Genomic DNA, 17436 nt, shown 5'->3' with positions numbered 1-17436 from the left:
ATTACTTGGTCTGTTCCTGGATCTTGGCCCACTGGCGCTCGACGTCATCCAGGCCGCCGACGTTGAAGAACGCCTGCTCTGCGATGTGGTCCAGCTCGCCGTCGCAGATAGCGGTGAAGCCTTCGACCGTGTCCTTGATGGAGACGGTAGAGCCCTCGACGCCGGTGAACTGCTTGGCGGTGTAGGTGTTCTGCGAGAGGAACTGCTGGATGCGGCGTGCACGCGAGACAACAATCTTGTCTTCTTCAGAGAGTTCGTCAACGCCGAGGATGGCGATGATGTCCTGAAGTTCCTTGTTCTTCTGCAGGATCTGCTTGACGCGGACGGCCGTGTTGTAGTGGTCCTGTCCGATGTACTGCGGATCCAGGATGCGGGACGTCGACGTCAGCGGGTCAACGGCCGGGTACAGACCACGGGAAGCGATTTCACGGGACAGTTCCGTGGTCGCGTCGAGGTGTGCGAAGGTCGTGGCCGGAGCCGGGTCGGTGTAGTCATCTGCGGGGACGTAGATGGCCTGCATCGAGGTGATGGAGTGGCCCTTGGTAGACGTGATGCGCTCCTGGAGGAGACCCATCTCATCTGCCAGGTTGGGCTGGTAGCCCACAGCCGAGGGCATACGGCCGAGGAGGGTGGAAACCTCGGAACCTGCCTGGGTGAAGCGGAAGATGTTGTCAATGAAGAGCAGCACGTCCTGGTTCTGGACATCGCGGAAGTATTCCGCCATGGTCAGTGCGGACAGCGCCACGCGAAGACGCGTTCCCGGCGGCTCGTCCATCTGGCCGAAGACAAGGGCGGTGTCCTTGAGGACGCCTGCCTCTTCCATTTCAACCCAGAGGTCGTTACCTTCACGCGTACGCTCGCCGACACCGGCGAACACCGAGGTGCCACCGAAGTTACGGGCAACACGGGTGATCATTTCCTGGATCAACACGGTCTTGCCGACACCGGCACCACCGAACAGACCGATCTTGCCACCCTTGATGTACGGGGTGAGAAGGTCAATGACCTTGATGCCGGTTTCCATCATCTCGGTGGAACCCTCAAGCGTCGCGAAGGCGGGAGCCTTGCGGTGAATGGGCCAGCGCTCGGTGATGTCGAGTTCCGCCTCCGTAACGTCCAGCGGCTGACCGAGGACGTTGAAGATGTGTCCCTTGACCACGTCGCCGACAGGCACGGAGATCGGGGCACCCGAATCCACTACAGCGGTACCGCGGACAAGGCCGTCGGTCGCCTGCAGGGAAATGGCGCGAATGACGTTGTCGCCCAGGTGCAGGGCAACCTCGAACGTGATGGTCTTGGTCTCACCGTTGAGAGTAATCTCCGTGGTGAGAGCGTTGTAAATCGAGGGGATTGCGTCAGCCGGGAATTCGACGTCGACAACCGGGCCAATAACACGGGCAATACGGCCGGTAGCACCGGACGTTGCGGCTACGTGTTCGGTAGCAGTGGCAGTCATCTCTCTCACTTCACTCAGTAGATGGCGTGGGGGTTAAGTTTATCTTTGGTGCAGGTACAGCTGGGCCGGACTCGTGCTGGTCAGGACGCGTTCAAGGCGTCGGCACCGGCAACGATTTCGGAAAGCTCCTGCGTAATTTCAGCCTGGCGGGCAGTGTTGCGCAGACGCGTGTACTTCTTGATGAGGTCCGTGGCGTTGTCACCGGCGGACTTCATTGCCCGCTGGCGGGCAGCGAGCTCGGAAGCTGCAGCCTGCAACATGGCGGCGAAGATACGTGATTCGATGTAGCGCGGCAGCAGGGCATCGAGTACCTGCTCCGTTTCCGGCTCGAACTCGTAGAGCGGCAGGAGATCCGATTCGGATGCTGCCTGCTCTTCCACAACTTCGAGCGGGAGCAGGCGGACGACCGTCGGCTCCTGGGTCACCATGGACTTGAAGCGGGTGTACACGACATGGATCTCGTCGACGCCGCCCTCTTCGTAGGCTGTTGCGAAGTCGGCCAGCAGTGCGGAGCTGACTTCCTGCGCGGTCGCGAACTCCGGTGCATCCGTGTTGCCCGTCCAGACACGCCCGTAGGGACGGTTCCGGAAATCAAAATACGCCTGCGCCTTGCGGCCCATCAGGAACGTCTTGACTTCCTTGCCTTCCTCATGGAGCAGCTCAGCAAGGCCTTCGGCCTGCTTGAGGACGCTCGCAGAGTATGACCCTGCGAGGCCACGGTCCGAGGTGATGACCAGGACGGCTGCCCGGCGGATCTGCTCCGGCTCGGTGACCAACGGGTGGTCAATTTCGCTCTGGCTTGCAACAGCAGAAACGGCACGCGTGATGGCGTTTGCGTAAGGCAGTGAAGCTGCTACGCGTGCCCGGGCCTTGCCGATGCGCGAGGTAGCGATCAGTTCCATCGCCTTGAAGATCTTGCGCATCGACGTCGTCGAGGTGATCTTCTGGCGGTAGACCCGGATCTGGGCTCCCATACTTATCCTTTCCTAAGATCCCGGTGGCCGGGCCTGCCGGAACCCTTGCGGGTTCCGGCAGGCCCTGCCAGCGAAACTAGCGCTTCTGCTTGACGATTTTTTCCTGGTCGACCTGAGCCTCGTCGATGGCGGCGTGCTCTTCGTGCCCCGCACCTACCAGGTAGCTGTCGCCCTCGCCGAAGAAGCCCTTTTTGAAGTCCACGATCGCGGTCTTCAGTGCTTCAGCGGTGTCATCGCTCATCACGTTGGTCTGTGCCAGCGTGGTCAGGATGGAGGACTTGTGCTTGAGGTGCTCCAGGAACTCTGTTTCGAAGCGGTTGATGTCCTCAACCGGAACGTCGTCGAGGTGGCCGTTGGTGCCGGCCCAGATGGAGACGACCTGGTCCTCAACCGGGAACGGCGAGTACTGGCCCTGCTTGAGCAGTTCCATCAGGCGGGCGCCACGGGTGAGCTGCTGGCGCGATGCGGCGTCGAGGTCCGACGCGAACATCGCGAACGCCTGCATATCGCGGTACTGGGCCAGTTCCAGCTTCAAAGTACCGGAGACCTTCTTCATGGACTTGACCTGGGCAGCACCACCCACGCGGGAGACGGAGACACCCACGTCGACGGCCGGACGCTGGTTGGCGTTGAAGAGGTCCGACTGCAGGAAGATCTGGCCATCGGTAATGGAGATCACGTTCGTCGGGATGTAGGCGGAAACATCGTTTGCCTTGGTCTCGATGAGCGGCAGACCGGTCATCGAACCGGCACCGAGCTCGTCGGAGAGCTTGGCACAACGTTCGAGTAGACGGGAGTGCAAGTAGAAAACGTCGCCCGGGTAGGCTTCGCGTCCCGGCGGGCGGCGGAGCAGCAGCGATACTGCACGGTAGGCCTCAGCCTGCTTGGAGAGGTCATCGAAGACGATGAGGACGTGCTTGCCGCCGTACATCCAGTGCTGGCCGATGGCCGAACCGGCGTACGGTGCCAAGTACTTGAAGCCTGCGGGGTCTGACGCCGGGGAAGCCACGATGGTGGTGTACTCCAGGGCGCCGTTGTCCTCCAGGGTCTGGCGGACGGCAGCGATCGTGGATGCCTTCTGGCCGATGGCCACGTAGATGCAGCGCACCTGCTTCGTGGTGTCCCCGGAAGCCCAGTTGGCCTTCTGGTTGATGATCGTGTCGATGGCGATTGCCGACTTGCCGGTCTGGCGGTCACCGATGATCAGCTGGCGCTGGCCGCGGCCGATCGGGATCATGGCGTCAATAGCCTTCAGACCGGTCTGCATCGGCTCGTGAACCGATTTGCGCTGGGTCACGCCGGGCGCCTGAAGTTCCAGTGCCCGGGTGGTCTCGGCCTTGATCTCGCCGAGGTCATCGATGGGCTGGCCCAGCGGGTCAACAACACGGCCAAGGAAGGCGTCGCCCACCGGGACAGAGAGAACCTGTCCGGTGCGGTGGACTTCCTGGCCTTCTTCGATGCCGGTGAAGTCACCGAGGATGATGACACCGATCTCGCGGACGTCGAGGTTCTGGGCCAGGCCCAGGGTGCCGTCTTCAAAGCGAAGCAGCTCGTTCGCCATGACCGAGGGTAGGCCCTCAACACGGGCGATGCCGTCACCTGCGGTCGTTACACGGCCAACCTCTACGCGCTCGGCGTTTCCGGGTTCGTAGGACGCCGCGAACTCGTTCAACGCATTACGGACGTCGTCGGCGTTGATGGTCAATTCGGCCATCTGCAGTCCCTGCTCTCCTGTTTTCGTGATCATCGTTGCTCACGATGACCGGGGTTTCGTTTCGTTAAGTTGTGCTTGTCCGGCTGGTTAGGCAAGCTGACGCTGGAGCTGGCCCAGACGGGCGAGGACCGAAGCGTCAACCACTTCGTCGCCAACCTGGACCCGGATTCCACCGATAAGGGCCGGGTCAACGGTCGAGTTAATCTTGAGCTCGCGCCCGTACAGCTCGTCAAGCGCTGCCTGCAGTCGGCTGGTTTGCGTCGCCGTCAGCGGACGGGTAACGCTGACCGTCGCAATCCAGCGCTGCTGGCGCTGGGCTGCAAGCTCGGCGAAACGACCGACCAGCCTGGTGACCCTCAGCCCACGGGGCTGAGAAACAGCCTGTCCGATCAGGACTTTCGCTTCGGCGCTGGCACCGGGTACGAGTTTTTCGGCGAGGGCGATTTTGGCCGCCGGGCTCGCTTGCGGCTCGGACAAGGCACGCTGGATCTCGTGGCTTGACTCGACGGTCTGGTTGAAGGCGAACAAATCGTTCTCCAGCGCTTCCAGTCCGCTAAGCCCCGAGGCAGAGGCGGCCGATTTGTTCTCGGCAACGGCAATTACCACCGAAGCGGCAAGAGTCTCGAGTGCATCGCCGATATCCCGGGCCGATGCCCAGCGTGAGCCGGCCAATCCGCTCGTGATTTCCACAGCTTCGGCGGAAACTTTCCCGCCGATAAGCTGCTTGACCAGCGCTGACTTTTCGTCACCGTTGCGGGACGGGTCAGTCAGGGCACGGCGCAAGCCAGCCGAGCTGTCCACTGTTCCCAGGATTCCGAAGAGTTCCTTAGCCAACTGCAGCGATGCGGTGGGAAGCTTGGCTTCCAGCGCAGCCAGCGCCGCGGTCAGCGATTCGCTCGATACACCTGCCATTACTTAGCTGCACCTGCGTTCTGGTTCTCCAGATCTGCAAGGAAGCGGTCCACAACACGGGCCGAACGTGCGTCGTCGGTCAATGCCTCGCCAACGATGCGTCCTGCAAGCGTCGTAGCAAGCGTGCCGACCTCCGCGCGCAGCGACACAACGGCCGCCTTTCGCTCGGACTCGATCGCCGCATGGGCCTGGGCCGTAATACGGGCAGACTCTGCACCGGCTTTTTCCTTCAGGTCCGCGAGGATCTGAGCGCCTTCGGCGCGGGCTTCCTCGCGGATCCGGTTGGCCTCGGCGCGTGCATCGGTGAGCTGCTGCTTGTACTCTTCGAGGGCGGCGGATGCTTCTGCCTGGGCCTTTTCAGCCTTGGCAATGCCGCCTTCGATGGCCTCGGCGCGCTCCGCAAAAGTCTTCTCGAACATCGGGACAATGTACTTGACCACGATGTACATGAGGACAGCGAAGCCGACGAGGACTACGCCCATTTCCCAGACGTTGGGAACGAGCGGGCTCTGGCCCTCAACGGCGGCTGAGATGATCGCTTGATTCATAATTCACCCGTCCTTATCTACTCGGTTCTGGATGTTCGCTTGGTTCTGAAGCTCAGACTAGAGAACGAAAGCGAAGACCAGGCCGAGGATGGCGAGAGCTTCAGTCAGCGCGAGGCCGAGGAATGCGATCGGCTGCAGCACACGCTGTGCTTCCGGCTGACGTGCAACGCCGTTGATGTAAGCGGCGAACACGAGACCAACACCGATACCACCGCCGATTGCGGACAGACCGTAACCTACGAGGTTGAGATTGCCTTCCATTTTTTTCCTTTCAAGATGCCATCTTTGTGGCAGGTTGTTTGGTGTACTTCATCCCCGCTAGGGGAAGATTGTGGGAGCCTAGTGGCTGTCCGCGTGCAGAGCGCCTTCAATGTAGATGGCGGTCAGCAGGGTGAAAACGTACGCCTGCAGCGCCATGATCAGCGCTTCCAGCATGTACATCGCGATGGCGCCGACCAGGACGAGCACCGAGGTGCCCTTCAGGAAAATGTTTTCCTGCATGATCAGGTACTCGATGCCGGAACCGGCAAGCATCACGATCAGGTGGCCTGCCAGCATGGTGGCGAACAGACGGAGGCTGTGCGTGACCGGGCGGACCAGGAAGTTCGAGATGATCTCAATCGGAACAACGATCGGGAGGATGTAGAACGGAACTCCGGAGGGCACGGTGGCCAGCTTGAAGTATTTGAGGCCGTTCTTCTTGATGCCAATGGCAATCCAGGTGAAGTAGACAATCCCTGCCAGCACGTAGGCGCCGCCCACATGGGAGAAGCTCGGGAGCTGGATTACCGGGATGGCCCCGTAGATGTTGTTCACCAGGATGAAGAAGAAGAGGCTGAACAGCAGCGGGACGTACTTCATAAAGTCTTTGCCGCCGATAATGTCCTTGGCAATGCTGTTCCGTACAAAGCCGTAGGCCATTTCGCCTGCGAACTGCAGCTTGCCGGGAACGAGCTGGCGCTTACGCGCAGCCAGGATAAAGAATGTGGCGATTATGACAACCGAGAGGATTACCAGCAGCATCTGCTTGGAGAATCCTTCGGCCGCACCCCAGGGCAGGATAGCCGGCAGGTGCATTTCTTCGATTCCAGGAGGCGTGAAGGGTCCTGATTCTTGGGCCGGGAGCGCAAGCGCGATCAACGCGTTTCCTCTCTGCAGTGTCCGTCATTGGGCGTTGGTCGGGCAGCGGCGACATTGCTGTCTGGCACTCCCCGTGTGAAATTATTCGGCATTACTGTTCCTCGTCCTTGGACGGGCCACGTGCAGAGTCATCCCCACCCCGTAATACAGCTGAGGTGAGGCCGTGCATATGAGAAAGATAGAACCCTCCGGCAGCTCCAAGCAGAGCGCCTGCGAGCACAATCCAGCGGGTTCCCCACAGATTATCCAGACCCCACCCTATCAAACTCCAGACCACGATTCCGCCAACAATATAGCTGAAGACGGCGATCCCGGCGTTGTATCCGCCGTCGTTGCTGTCCGCGGATACACCGGGGGCGCCAGTCGTCGTTTTGGCGTTGTCGGGCATGGTCTTTCGTCCTGTTTTGCGGCTACGCATTGCTGCCGTCTTCCGGGGGTTGGGGGTCGTTGTAAATCTGAAGGCGGGCTTTGCTGAAGCCATAGATCTCGGCGGCCTGCCATGACACTACGGTCACGACGGCACCGATGACGAACCAGCGCGGCTGCAGCCAGTCCGGAGCCCCGATGACGAGAAGTACGACGGCGAACCCGACGACCTTAATGAAATAGGTCGCGACGAAGACGCCGATCGCACCGGAGGGGTTGTTGCGGCCAACGATATGCCCGACCGCCAGGCTGATGGCGAAGAACACCATCACGAGGACTCCGCCGAGGACGGACGACCACAGGCCGGCGCCGCCGTTGATGACAAAAGCCGCAATGCCGGTCAGCACGAGGGCGCAGCCGGATGCGGCCGAACTCAAAGCCAGCAACCGCAGCCACAATGACGTCGTGGGACCTGAAACACCAACGGGTCCGGCGCCGGACGCGGGTCCGGGATCGGCGTTGGAGGTCATAAGATCCCAATCGTCGCGGGTGGGTGCTGGTCGACAAGGCGGGCTGAAGACCGCCCCTGAATTCTACAGCAGATAGAAACTATACGGAAAAGTGTGTCGGGCGGAAGGAAACCGTCCGGTCCGGCAATCACTCCGGCATTCCCGCCGTCCGCCCGGGCCTGCGCTGGCGCAGGTACGGCCACGCCGTGACGACCGCCATCACCGCCGTCGCCGCCAGGTCGATGGCGAGGATCACCGGCCATGGGAAGATCGCGAATGCCAGGCCGCCGAACGCCAGGATGCAGGTCCAGAGGTACATCAGCACCACGGCTCCCCGGTGCGAGTAACCGATGTCCAGGAGTTTGTGGTGCAGGTGGCCGCGGTCTGCGGACCACGGCGAACGTCCGCGGGCCGTCCGGCGGATCACGGACAGGCCCAGGTCGAGCAACGGCAGGAAGAGCACTGCGAAGGGCAAAAGGATGGGGATGATCGTGGGAATACCATTGGCGCGGTCGTAGAGACCGGACGTGATCTGGCCGGTGGAGACAACGGCGGCGGATGCCATCAGCAGGCCAATCAGCATGGCCCCGGAATCGCCCATAAAGATCTTGGACGGGAACCAGTTGTGCGGCAGGAAGCCGACGCAGCTTCCCACCAGCACCGCGGTCAGTAGTGTCGCCAGGTCGGAGAAATCCGTCAGCGGAGCGTTCCGGTGCACCCAGTAGGCGGTGAGGAAGAACGCCACTCCCCCAATGATGGCCACGCCGGCGGCCAGCCCATCGAGTCCGTCGATGAAGTTGAATGCGTTCATGGTGGTCACGATCAGCCCGGCCGTCACGATGATCTGCAGCATCTCGGACTCGAGCGGGATGGACTCTGTGACGAACGGGATGATGGTCATCCGCACACCCCATACGGCCACCACGAGGGCTGCCACGCTCTGGCCGATCAGTTTGACCCACCATCGCAGGTCCACCAAGTCATCGGCGACACCCACGAGGACGATCACGCCGGCCCCCGCAAGGATCCCCCACGGGGCATCATTGTTGCGGAAGATGTCCTTGACGAAGAAGGAGTTACTGGCAACGACCAGCGCGACGAGGACTCCGGAGAAGATTCCCAGTCCGCCAAGCCTGGAGACAGGGGTCGAATGCATGTCGCGGCTGCGGATCGGCTGGAACAGCCCCAGCCTGTTGCCTGCGAAGCGGGCACCCCACGTCGCCCCGTAGCTGACGATTGCCGCGGTCAGCATCATGAGCAAATACATGATCATGCGGACAACACCGTCCCGGCGGCGTCAGCGCAGGCAGCACCCCGCCGCACCCGGGCCAGCCTCAGGCTGCGCTTCAGGTGGGGATTTCGAGGTGATGCGAAGGACTGTGGAACTGTCGCTCGATAAATGAAACTTCTCCGTCGCCGTGCACAGGGCAGGCAGTGCATAGTGCCTGACAGGGCTGTATTACAGTGGACTCTAGTCAAGATACTAATGCCAACGGCCACCTGTCTTCGCGTCACACGGCCCATTGTCGGCGGGAAACGCGCCGCCGGCCGTGCTGAAAGGACCCCCGTGATGACCCTGCCGGTTGCAGTTGCTGCCGTGACGTTTGACCGTCCCAGGGAGCTGGCGGTCCTGCTGGACGCCATCAACAACCAGAGCGCAAAAGTCCGTTCGATTTGCCTCGTGGACAGCGGCACCGTGCCGGCCAAGGACGTCGCCGACCGGCACCCCAATGTGGACTACGTCCGGTCCGAGGCAAATCTGGGCGGCGCGGGAGGTTTTTCGCTGGCGATCCTGAAGGCCGTGGCCAGCGGCGCTGACTGGATCTGGATGATGGACGACGACGCCGAACCGGCCGACCCCGAATGCCTCGCCACGCTGCTCCGCGAGGCTGAAGCCCGCGGCCTGGACGCAGTCGTGCCGCTCGTTGTGGCGCCCGGACATCCGGACCGGCTCTCCTTCTTTTTCCGGCTGGACGGCAAAGTCACGCACGAGCGGGCCGCGCTGGAGAAGGTCGGTTTCCTGCCCAACGACGGCCACTTCTTCAACGGCGCCCTCATCCGCTCCGATGTATTCTTTAAGGTCGGGCTGCCGGACATGCGGCTCTTCATCCGCGGCGACGAGGTCGACTTTACGCTCAGGCTCCGGAAGGCCGGGATCCGATTCGGGACTGTCACCACGGCCGCCATCACGCACCCGCACGCTTTTTCCGAAACCAAGCACGTCTTCGGGGCCCGGTGGCACGTGATTGTTCCGGACTCCGCGTTCAAGCGGTACTTCTACTACCGGAACCGCGGCTACATGATCCGGCGCCACTTCCGCGTTAAGTCCTTCGTGGCCGACGTCGGCGGTTACCTCGGATATTTCCTGCGCCGTGGCGATTTCCGCGGCCTGGCCAGCTGGTTCCAGGCCTTTTCCACCGGGCTCCGGGGCAAGGGTTTCGGGCCGCTGAAGGACCAGAAGTTCTAGCTGGCGGAACCTAGCGGCGGAAGCGACGGCGCAGCAGCAGCCCGAGCAGGACCCACGGTTCGCCGAAAACGCGGTAGCCGACGCGGCGCGGGTGCAGAAGGAGCCGCCATGCCCATTCCAGGCCCAGCCGCCCGATCCAGCGCGGCGCCAGTTTCTGGACTCCGGCGAGCTGATCAATCGCGCCGCCCACGGTGCAGTAGACCGCCGGGGGAAGTGCGGTAAGCCGGCGGAGCAGCACTTTTTCCTGCAGCGGCATCCCCAGACCCAGCAGCACCAGCTGGGGCCGCAGTCCTGCGAGCCAGGCCGCAGCCCGTTCTTCGACCTCGTGGTTCCAGTCGTCGCCGGGCATTCCGTGCACCTGCGCCCCGGGTACGATCTCCCGGAGCCGGGCGGCGGCTCCGGCGTTGGCGGCACTGCCCGCGCCGAGTACCGCGATGCGTTCCAGCCCCCGGACGTCGGCAAGTGCCGGGATCCAGTCGGTCGAACCCAGCCGGTAGTCCATGGCGGGTGCACGCCCGGTCGCCTTGTTCGGCGCCGTGGCCCAGAACCAGAGGACCGGCGCACCGTCGATCAGGACAACATCGCTTTGCTCGTAAAAGGACCGGAAGTCCGGATCCGAGTGCAGCAGGGTAACGCTGTGCAGGTTGTGCCCCACCACGGTCCTGGTGCCGCCCTCGGCAATGAAGCTGTTGAGGACATCGGTCAGTTCGGGAACCGTCAGGGGCGTCGCGTCGACATCGAGCACGGGGACGCGCTGGCGGGCCGGCATCATGCCGTGCCGGGTCCTGCGTGAATGTCCGGGCCGTCACCACCCGCGTTGTCAGCGCCGGCGTCGGCATCGCTTTCGATATCGAGGGCAGCGGCAGCACCCGTGCTGACGGCGTCGGCATCGCTGTCGACGTCAGCGCCGGCGTTGGCATCGCTTTCGATATCGGGGGCAGCGGCAGTACCCGTGCCGACGGCGTCTGCGTCGGCGTCGGGACCGTTGCCGTCGACGTCAACCAGTCCCGGAACCACGGCACGCAGGCGCTCGAGGCTGATCGACCCCGGCCGGACCACGCGCAGCGGCACGGCGGTGGCATCGACGATGGTGGACGGCAGCGCTTCGGCGCCGTCGGCGGGCCGGAGTCCGGCCTCGAGGTAGACTTCCACGGATTCCGCCAACTGGCCTTCCGCCTCGGCGGCAGTCTGCGCGGCGGCCTGGCCCGTGCGGTTGGCTGAAGAAACCGCCAGCGGCCCGGTGAGCGTCAAAAGGTCCTGCGCGAGCTCGTCGGCGGGGATTCGCAGCGCGACGGTGCCTTTGGTGTCGCCGAGGTCCCAGTCCAGCGAGGGCTGGGAATGCAGGATGAGGGTCAGGCCGCCCGGCCAAAAGGCCTCGGCCAGCAGCCGTGCGTCCGCCGGAACATCGGTGGCCAGGCCGTCAAGGGCGTTGAGCCGCGGAATCAGCACCGGCGGCGGCATCTTCCGGCCACGGCCTTTGGCTGCCAGCAGCAAGGTCACGGCGAGGGGCGAAAACGCGTCGGCTCCGATCCCGTACACCGTGTCCGTGGGAAGCACCACGCACTTGTTCTCCCGGATGGCCCGCTGGGCATGTTCAAGTCCTGCGGCCCGCTGATCTGCGGCCGAGCAATCGTAGCTAGTCGTCACGTGACTATTCTTTCATCACTTCGTGAGGTGCACCGACGCTTGTGACGTGCGGGCCGGTCAGGGCGCCGGCGCAGCGAGCACCGCGCTCGTGGCGCGGTCCTTGCAGTTGAGGTCCCGGTGCGTCGTCACGTCGGTCCAGTGCCCCGTGCGTTTCAGCATCGTGGCAATCCAGCCGGCCTGCACCTCGGCGTGTTCCATCACGAAGAAGCCGCCGGGGACCAGCAGCCGGGCCGCGGTGGCGGCGGCCGCCGTCGGAAGTTCCATGCCGTCCGCTCCCCCACCGTACAGAGCCTCCGGCGGATCATGCAGCGCTACTTCGGGTTCGTTCGGAATGGCTTCCGCCGGGATGTACGGCGGATTGGAAACCACAACGTCAAAGCTGCCATTGTGGTCCGGCAACGCATCGCGGAGGTCGCCGCGGACCAGTGCGACGCCGAGCGGCAGCAGGTTCTTTGCCGCCCAGGCGTGGGCAAACTCGCTGAACTCAACGGCATGGACCTCTGCGCCTGGCACCTCGTGCGCGATCGAGCCGGCGATCGCTCCGGATCCGGTGCCCAGATCCACCACCTTGGGATGCGCCATGCCCTGCAGCCGGTCGATCACCAGCTGCACCACGGACTCGGTTTCGGGCCGGGGAATGAAGACGCCGGGGCCCACGGCGAGTTCCAGATAACGGAAATGCGCGACGCCGGTAATGTGCTGCAGCGGGATCCGCCGCGCCCGTTCGGCGACGAGCTCCGCGTAGCCTTCCGGCACGGGGGCATCGCCGAGCATCAGGGCACGGAGCCGCCCGAGACCAACGCCGAGCAGGTGCTCGGCCAGAAGCTCGGCGTCAACCCGCGGGCTCGGCACACCGGCGGCCGCAAGGAGCGCCGCCGCGTCCCGGACCGCCTCGGCGAGACCTGCTGCCGGCACCGTCATGATTGCACTGTCATAAAACGCAGGAACCCGCGGCTAGTCGCCGATGGCGTCCAGGCGGGCCTGTTCGTCCATCTCGATCGCGGACTGGATCACCGGCTCCAGGTCACCGTTCATGACCTGGTCCAGGTTGTAGGCCTTATAACCGGTGCGGTGGTCCGCGATCCGGTTTTCCGGGTAGTTGTACGTGCGGATGCGCTCGGAACGGTCCATGGTGCGGATCTGCGACTTGCGCTGGGCGGAGTTTTCGGCGTCGATAATCTGCTGCTGGTGCGCCAGGATGCGGGCGCGGAGCACGCGCATTCCGGCTTCGCGGTTCTGCAGCTGCGATTTCTCGTTCTGCATCGCCACCACGATCCCGGTGGGAAGGTGGGTGATGCGGACTGCGGAGTCCGTGGTGTTGACGGACTGCCCGCCGGGGCCCGAGGAGCGGTAGACGTCGATCTTGAGGTCGTTCTGGTTGATGTCCAGCTCTTCGGGCTCGTCCACTTCGGGCAGCACCAGCACGCCGGCGGCCGACGTGTGGATACGGCCCTGCGACTCGGTCACGGGCACGCGCTGCACGCGGTGCACGCCGCCTTCGAACTTGAGCCGGGCGTAAACGCCCTCGGCCGGGTCGTTGGAGCTGCCCTTGACCGCCATTTGTACGTCCTTGTAGCCGCCCAGGTCCGATTCGGTGGCGGAAATCAGTTCGGTCTTCCAGCCGCGGGATTCAGCATAGCGGCTGTACATCCGCAGCAGGTCGCCGGCGAACAGGGCCGCTTCGTCGCCGCCTTCGCCGCCCTTGACCTCAAGGATCACATTGCGCGCATCGTCGGGGTCGCGGGGAATGAGCAACCGGCGCAGCCGCGCCGCCGTGGTCTCGAGGGCCGCCTCAAGCTCGGGCACTTCGGCGGCGAACTCCGGGTCCTCTGCCGCCATTTCCCTGGCCGCTGAGAGGTCGTCCTGGATGGCATGCCACTTGTGGTACGCCTCGACGATGCCGTTCAGTTCAGCTGAACGGCGCCCCAGTTTCCGGGCCAGCCGCTGGTCGGCGTAAACAGCAGGATCCCCAAGCTGGGCCTGGATCGCGTTGTGCTCATCCAGCAGGCCCTGTACGGACTCAAACATTTCAAACCTCTTTCGACTTTTACAAGTCTAGTTACGGCGGCACGTTCGATTAAACCAACAACCGCTCGAAAAATTGGCGGCCTGGGAGTGGCTTCGGGCCTGCCGAAGCCGGGTGGCTGACGATCGCAGATCGTCTGCCACCCGGCGTAGGGGCGGGGCCGCCAATTTTCGAGCGGTTACGCGACGCTATTTGTCGTTATCGGACTTCGCACCCAGCGTCGTCTTCTGCACCTGCATCAGGAACTCGACGTTGCTCTGGGTCTCCCGGATCTTGTTTGTCAGCAGTTCAAGGCTCTGCTGCGTTTCGAGTCCGGACAGGACGCGGCGCAGCTTCCACATGATCTTGACTTCCTCGGGCGACAGCAGGTTTTCCTCACGGCGGGTACCGGACGCGTTGACGTCCACAGCCGGGAAGATGCGCTTGTCCGCGAGCTGGCGTGACAGGCGCAGTTCCATGTTGCCGGTGCCCTTGAACTCTTCGAAAATGACCTCGTCCATCTTGGAGCCGGTCTCGACAAGAGCCGTCGCCAGAATGGTCAGCGAGCCGCCGTTTTCGATGTTGCGGGCAGCACCGAAGAACCGCTTCGGCGGGTACAGGGCCGCGGAGTCGACGCCACCGGAGAGGATACGGCCCGAAGCGGGTGCGGCCAGGTTGTACGCGCGTCCCAGACGGGTCATGGAGTCCAGGAGCACCACAACGTCCATACCCATTTCCACGAGACGCTTGGCGCGCTCGATGGACAGTTCGGCCACCGTGGTGTGGTCGTCGGCGGGACGGTCGAAGGTTGAGGCAATGACCTCGCCCTTGACGGTGCGCTGCATGTCCGTGACTTCTTCGGGACGTTCGTCAACGAGCACCATCATGAGGTGAACCTCAGGGTTGTTGGTGGTGATGGCGTTCGCGATGGACTGCAGGATGAGCGTCTTGCCGGCCTTGGGCGGCGAAACGATCAGGCCGCGCTGGCCCTTGCCGATCGGGGCAACCAGGTCGATGACGCGGGGGCCGATCTTCTTGGGGTCCGTCTCGAGGCGCAGGCGCTCGGAGGGGTACAGCGGAACGAGTTTCGCGAATTCGACCCGGTCCTTGAGCTCCTCAGGGGTTTTGCCGTTGACCGAGGTGACACGGACCAGTGCGTTGAACTTCTGGCGTGCGGTCTGCTGCTGATTCCCCTGCTGGGCCTCGCCTTCGCGTGGTGCGCGGATGGCACCGACGACGGCGTCGCCCTTGCGCAGGTTGTATTTCTTGACCTGGGCGAGGGAGACATAAACGTCATTCGGGCCCGGCAAGTAGCCGGAGGTGCGGATGAACGCGTAGTTTTCCAGCACGTCCAGGATGCCGGCGACGGGCAGCAGCACGTCGTCATCGGTGACCTCGACGTCGTCGAAGTCCGGTCCCTGGACGCGTCCGCGACGGCGGTCGTTGCGGTCGCGGAAGCTGCTGTTGCGGTCACTGCGATCGTTACGGGCGTTGTCCCGGTTGTCCTGGCCGCCGGAGCGGTCGTTGCGGTCGCGGCGGTTCCGGCGGTTCCGGCGGCTGCCGCCGTCGTTGTCGTCATTGTCGCGGGAGTTATCGCGGGTGTCGGCGCTGTCGCGGCCACCGCGGGTCCGGGTGTTTTCGCGGCGCTGGCCGTCGTCGCTGCCCTGTTCGGACCGCTTTTCCTGCTGGCGCTGTTCGCCGCGCTGCTCGGTGGTCTGTTCAGTGCGCTGTTCAGTGCGCAGTTCAGTGCGCTGTTCGCCGCGCTGTTCAGTGCGCTGTTCGCCTGCGGGCTGTTCGGCCGGTGCTTCCGTGGTCTCGGAACCCTGGCCGGACTGGGTGGCAGCTTCGCCGCGCCGGCGGTTGCGGGTCCGCGGCTGGCGGCGTTCGCTGGTCTCTGCGGGTGCGGCCTCGGGGGCGGCTTCGACGGCAGGCGCTGACTCCTGGGCAGCGGCCGGCACTTCGGCGGCGGCTGCCGTAATGATGCCGTCGCTGCCGGCGCGGCGGCTGCGTCCGCGTGTCCGGGTGCGCGGGTTTTCCGTTACCGGGGCTTCAGCCTCGGCGGCGGCCGGCGCCGCAGCAGCCGGAGCGGCACCGTTCTCGGCCGTCTTCGCAGCGCTACGGGCCGGAGCCTTGCTGACCGGAGTGCCCGCGCGGTGGGCTGAAATGGCCGAAACCAGATCGCCCTTGCGCATGCGGGAACCGCCGGAAATACCCAGCTGGCTGGCAAGCGCCTGGAGCTGGGCGAGCTTGAGGCCGGCGAGGCCACTGCTCTTTACGGGTGCTTCCGTTGACGATCCGGCAGCAGAAGATGTGTCCACAGCTGAAGACAGCTCAGTGGTTTCGGTCACGAAGGATCCTTCCCCCTCGACGGCGTCCAGACTGGGAGCTGGACGCGATGATTTGATCTGCGCTGCAGTTCAGATCTGCAGACGCGATTGTCGGTCATGCCGGACGGATATTGGCCAGCAGGACCGGATATTGCGTCACCTTGCACGTTCCAAATCACGTGGAACGGCGGGCTGACATGGAGGGAGTGCAGAGCAGCTCTGCAAAGTCCTGCGTCAGACCGAAAGCAGGTGGCACCGGAAAATATTGCGCAGTGAAGACGAGACGCAGTGAAGACGAGACGCGTCAAAAGATGAGAAAGGCTACAGGGCCAACATCACGGTCTTATGAACAGTTGCGCTGATGAACAATTGCGAAGGTGAACAGTTGCGCGATTACCGCCGGTGCACTTCCACTTTAGCACCTTCGATGTCCACAGCCAGTTTCATCACCCGCCAGCCCACCTCCGGCGTGTTGCGTGCGGTGTGGGCTGCGATGAAGTCCAGTACCGCCTGGGCGTCCTGCTCGCCGTCGGCCAGCACCAGGACCGTGGGTCCCGCTCCGGAGACGACGGCGGCGTGCCCGGCCCGCCGCAGTGCGGCAATCAGGTCCGCGCTGGGCCGCATCGCCTGGGCCCGGTAGCTCTGGTGCAAGTAGTCCTCGGTGCCAGGCAGGAGGAACTCCGGGTCCCGGGTCAACGCATGGATCAGCAGCGCGGCCCGGCCGGAATTCATCGCCGCGGCGTGGTGACCCACCGAGGCCGGCAGCAGCGCCCGCGCGGCCTCGGTCGACAGTTCGTAATCGGGAACGGCCACGACCGGAATGACCGTCGGTGCGACCGTTGCGCAAGTGCTGCTGTACTGGTCACTGTTCTGCCACGACAGCGCCAGTCCACCGAAAATGGCCGGGGCAACGTTGTCCGGGTGGCCTTCCATTTCGCTCGTGAGCTGGAGAATCCAGTCCTTGCCGCGGCGTGCCGCTTCGGGCACGAGGGCGTTGGCTGCGGACACTGCCGCCACGACGGCCGACGCCGAGGAGCCGAGGCCGCGGCCGTGCGGGTTGACGTTGTCCGCCGTGATCCGCAGCCCTTCGTGCCGGTATCCGAGGCGGTGCAGGGCTTCTGTGATGGCTTTGGCGACCAGATGCGTGGCGTCGCGCGGCAGCGAATCCGCCCCTTCACCGCTGAGCTCGAACTCCAGTTCCCCGCTGGCCAGGGTTTCCACCGTGAGGGTGTCGTGAAGTGACAGGGCCAGCCCGAGGCTGTCGTAGCCCGGTCCCAGGTTGGCGCTCGTGGCGGGGACACGGACGGTGACCACCTGCGCGGCCGGCACCGCAGGATTGACGGCAGCCGGCTCGGCGGGGACGGTAAGGGT

General features: G+C 64.0%; 17 protein-coding genes. 1 reads left to right on the top strand and 16 read right to left on the bottom strand.

From position 1 onward, the window contains the following. Window position 1: 1 nt before the first annotated feature. From atpD to KY499_RS17490, 10 genes are all read right to left on the bottom strand, one after another. A complete protein-coding gene (gene atpD / locus KY499_RS17535) occupies window positions 2-1456 on the bottom strand; it encodes a F0F1 ATP synthase subunit beta (RefSeq protein WP_123254111.1) in 1455 nt (484 codons plus the stop codon). A gap of 80 nt (window positions 1457-1536) precedes the next feature. Further along, a complete protein-coding gene (locus tag KY499_RS17530) occupies window positions 1537-2430 on the bottom strand; it encodes a F0F1 ATP synthase subunit gamma (RefSeq protein WP_123254112.1) in 894 nt (297 codons plus the stop codon). Between the two features lie 76 nt (window positions 2431-2506). Next, window positions 2507-4144, bottom strand: coding sequence for a F0F1 ATP synthase subunit alpha (gene atpA / locus KY499_RS17525; RefSeq protein WP_123254140.1), 1638 nt, complete (start codon window positions 4142-4144; stop codon window positions 2507-2509). A gap of 87 nt (window positions 4145-4231) precedes the next feature. After that, window positions 4232-5056, bottom strand: a complete 825-nt coding sequence (locus KY499_RS17520; RefSeq protein ID WP_219885940.1) for a F0F1 ATP synthase subunit delta — start codon at window positions 5054-5056, stop codon at window positions 4232-4234. Continuing rightward, entirely contained in the window at window positions 5056-5604 is a 549-nt protein-coding gene (locus KY499_RS17515) for a F0F1 ATP synthase subunit B (protein ID WP_123254114.1), read from the bottom strand. The genes KY499_RS17520 and KY499_RS17515 overlap by 1 nt, the downstream gene beginning before the upstream one ends. Before the next feature lie 57 nt (window positions 5605-5661). Further along, window positions 5662-5865, bottom strand: a complete 204-nt coding sequence (gene atpE, locus KY499_RS17510; RefSeq protein WP_009356484.1) for an ATP synthase F0 subunit C — start codon at window positions 5863-5865, stop codon at window positions 5662-5664. 78 nt (window positions 5866-5943) lie between these two features. After that, window positions 5944-6744 (bottom strand): F0F1 ATP synthase subunit A, encoded by an 801-nt coding sequence (gene atpB, locus KY499_RS17505; RefSeq protein ID WP_123254115.1) that lies wholly within the window; start codon window positions 6742-6744, stop codon window positions 5944-5946. Between the two features lie 91 nt (window positions 6745-6835). Then, window positions 6836-7132: a hypothetical protein gene (locus KY499_RS17500; protein ID WP_123254116.1), complete on the bottom strand. Its 297-nt coding sequence runs from the start codon at window positions 7130-7132 to the stop codon at window positions 6836-6838. 22 nt (window positions 7133-7154) lie between these two features. Continuing rightward, window positions 7155-7640, bottom strand: coding sequence for a hypothetical protein (locus KY499_RS17495; RefSeq protein ID WP_123254117.1), 486 nt, complete (start codon window positions 7638-7640; stop codon window positions 7155-7157). 127 nt (window positions 7641-7767) lie between these two features. Continuing rightward, window positions 7768-8892, bottom strand: coding sequence for an MraY family glycosyltransferase (locus KY499_RS17490; protein WP_123254118.1), 1125 nt, complete (start codon window positions 8890-8892; stop codon window positions 7768-7770). A gap of 297 nt (window positions 8893-9189) precedes the next feature. Here KY499_RS17490 and KY499_RS17485 point away from each other — a divergent pair, with 297 nt between their 5' ends. Further along, window positions 9190-10086 carry a glycosyltransferase gene (locus tag KY499_RS17485; RefSeq protein ID WP_123254119.1) on the top strand — a complete coding sequence of 299 codons (897 nt, stop codon included), beginning with the start codon at window positions 9190-9192 and terminating at the stop codon, window positions 10084-10086. Window positions 10087-10096: 10 nt separating this feature from the next. Here KY499_RS17485 and KY499_RS17480 read toward each other — a convergent pair whose 3' ends face one another. The 6 genes from KY499_RS17480 to thrB form a co-directional block, all read right to left on the bottom strand. Then, window positions 10097-10858 (bottom strand): WecB/TagA/CpsF family glycosyltransferase, encoded by a 762-nt coding sequence (locus tag KY499_RS17480; protein WP_123254120.1) that lies wholly within the window; start codon window positions 10856-10858, stop codon window positions 10097-10099. Beyond that, the gene (locus tag KY499_RS17475; RefSeq protein ID WP_219885939.1) at window positions 10855-11733 is read right to left on the bottom strand and encodes an L-threonylcarbamoyladenylate synthase; all 879 of its coding nucleotides are present in this window, start codon (window positions 11731-11733) and stop codon (window positions 10855-10857) included. Before KY499_RS17475 ends, KY499_RS17480 begins: the two co-directional genes overlap by 4 nt. Window positions 11734-11790: 57 nt before the next feature. Next, window positions 11791-12654, bottom strand: a complete 864-nt coding sequence (gene prmC / locus KY499_RS17470) for a peptide chain release factor N(5)-glutamine methyltransferase (RefSeq protein ID WP_123254122.1) — start codon at window positions 12652-12654, stop codon at window positions 11791-11793. Between the two features lie 33 nt (window positions 12655-12687). Beyond that, window positions 12688-13761 (bottom strand): peptide chain release factor 1, encoded by a 1074-nt coding sequence (gene prfA / locus KY499_RS17465; RefSeq protein ID WP_123254123.1) that lies wholly within the window; start codon window positions 13759-13761, stop codon window positions 12688-12690. A gap of 186 nt (window positions 13762-13947) precedes the next feature. Then, window positions 13948-16086 (bottom strand): transcription termination factor Rho, encoded by a 2139-nt coding sequence (rho, locus tag KY499_RS17460; RefSeq protein WP_219885938.1) that lies wholly within the window; start codon window positions 16084-16086, stop codon window positions 13948-13950. Between the two features lie 372 nt (window positions 16087-16458). Next, a complete protein-coding gene (gene thrB, locus KY499_RS17455; RefSeq protein ID WP_123254141.1) occupies window positions 16459-17394 on the bottom strand; it encodes a homoserine kinase in 936 nt (311 codons plus the stop codon). Window positions 17395-17436: the final 42 nt, after the last annotated feature.

The organism is Arthrobacter sp. PAMC25284 (assembly GCF_019443425.1).
In the GTDB taxonomy this organism is placed as follows: Bacteria; Actinomycetota; Actinomycetes; order Actinomycetales; family Micrococcaceae; genus Arthrobacter; species Arthrobacter oryzae_A.
This window is presented reverse-complemented; position numbering and strand designations above follow the sequence as displayed.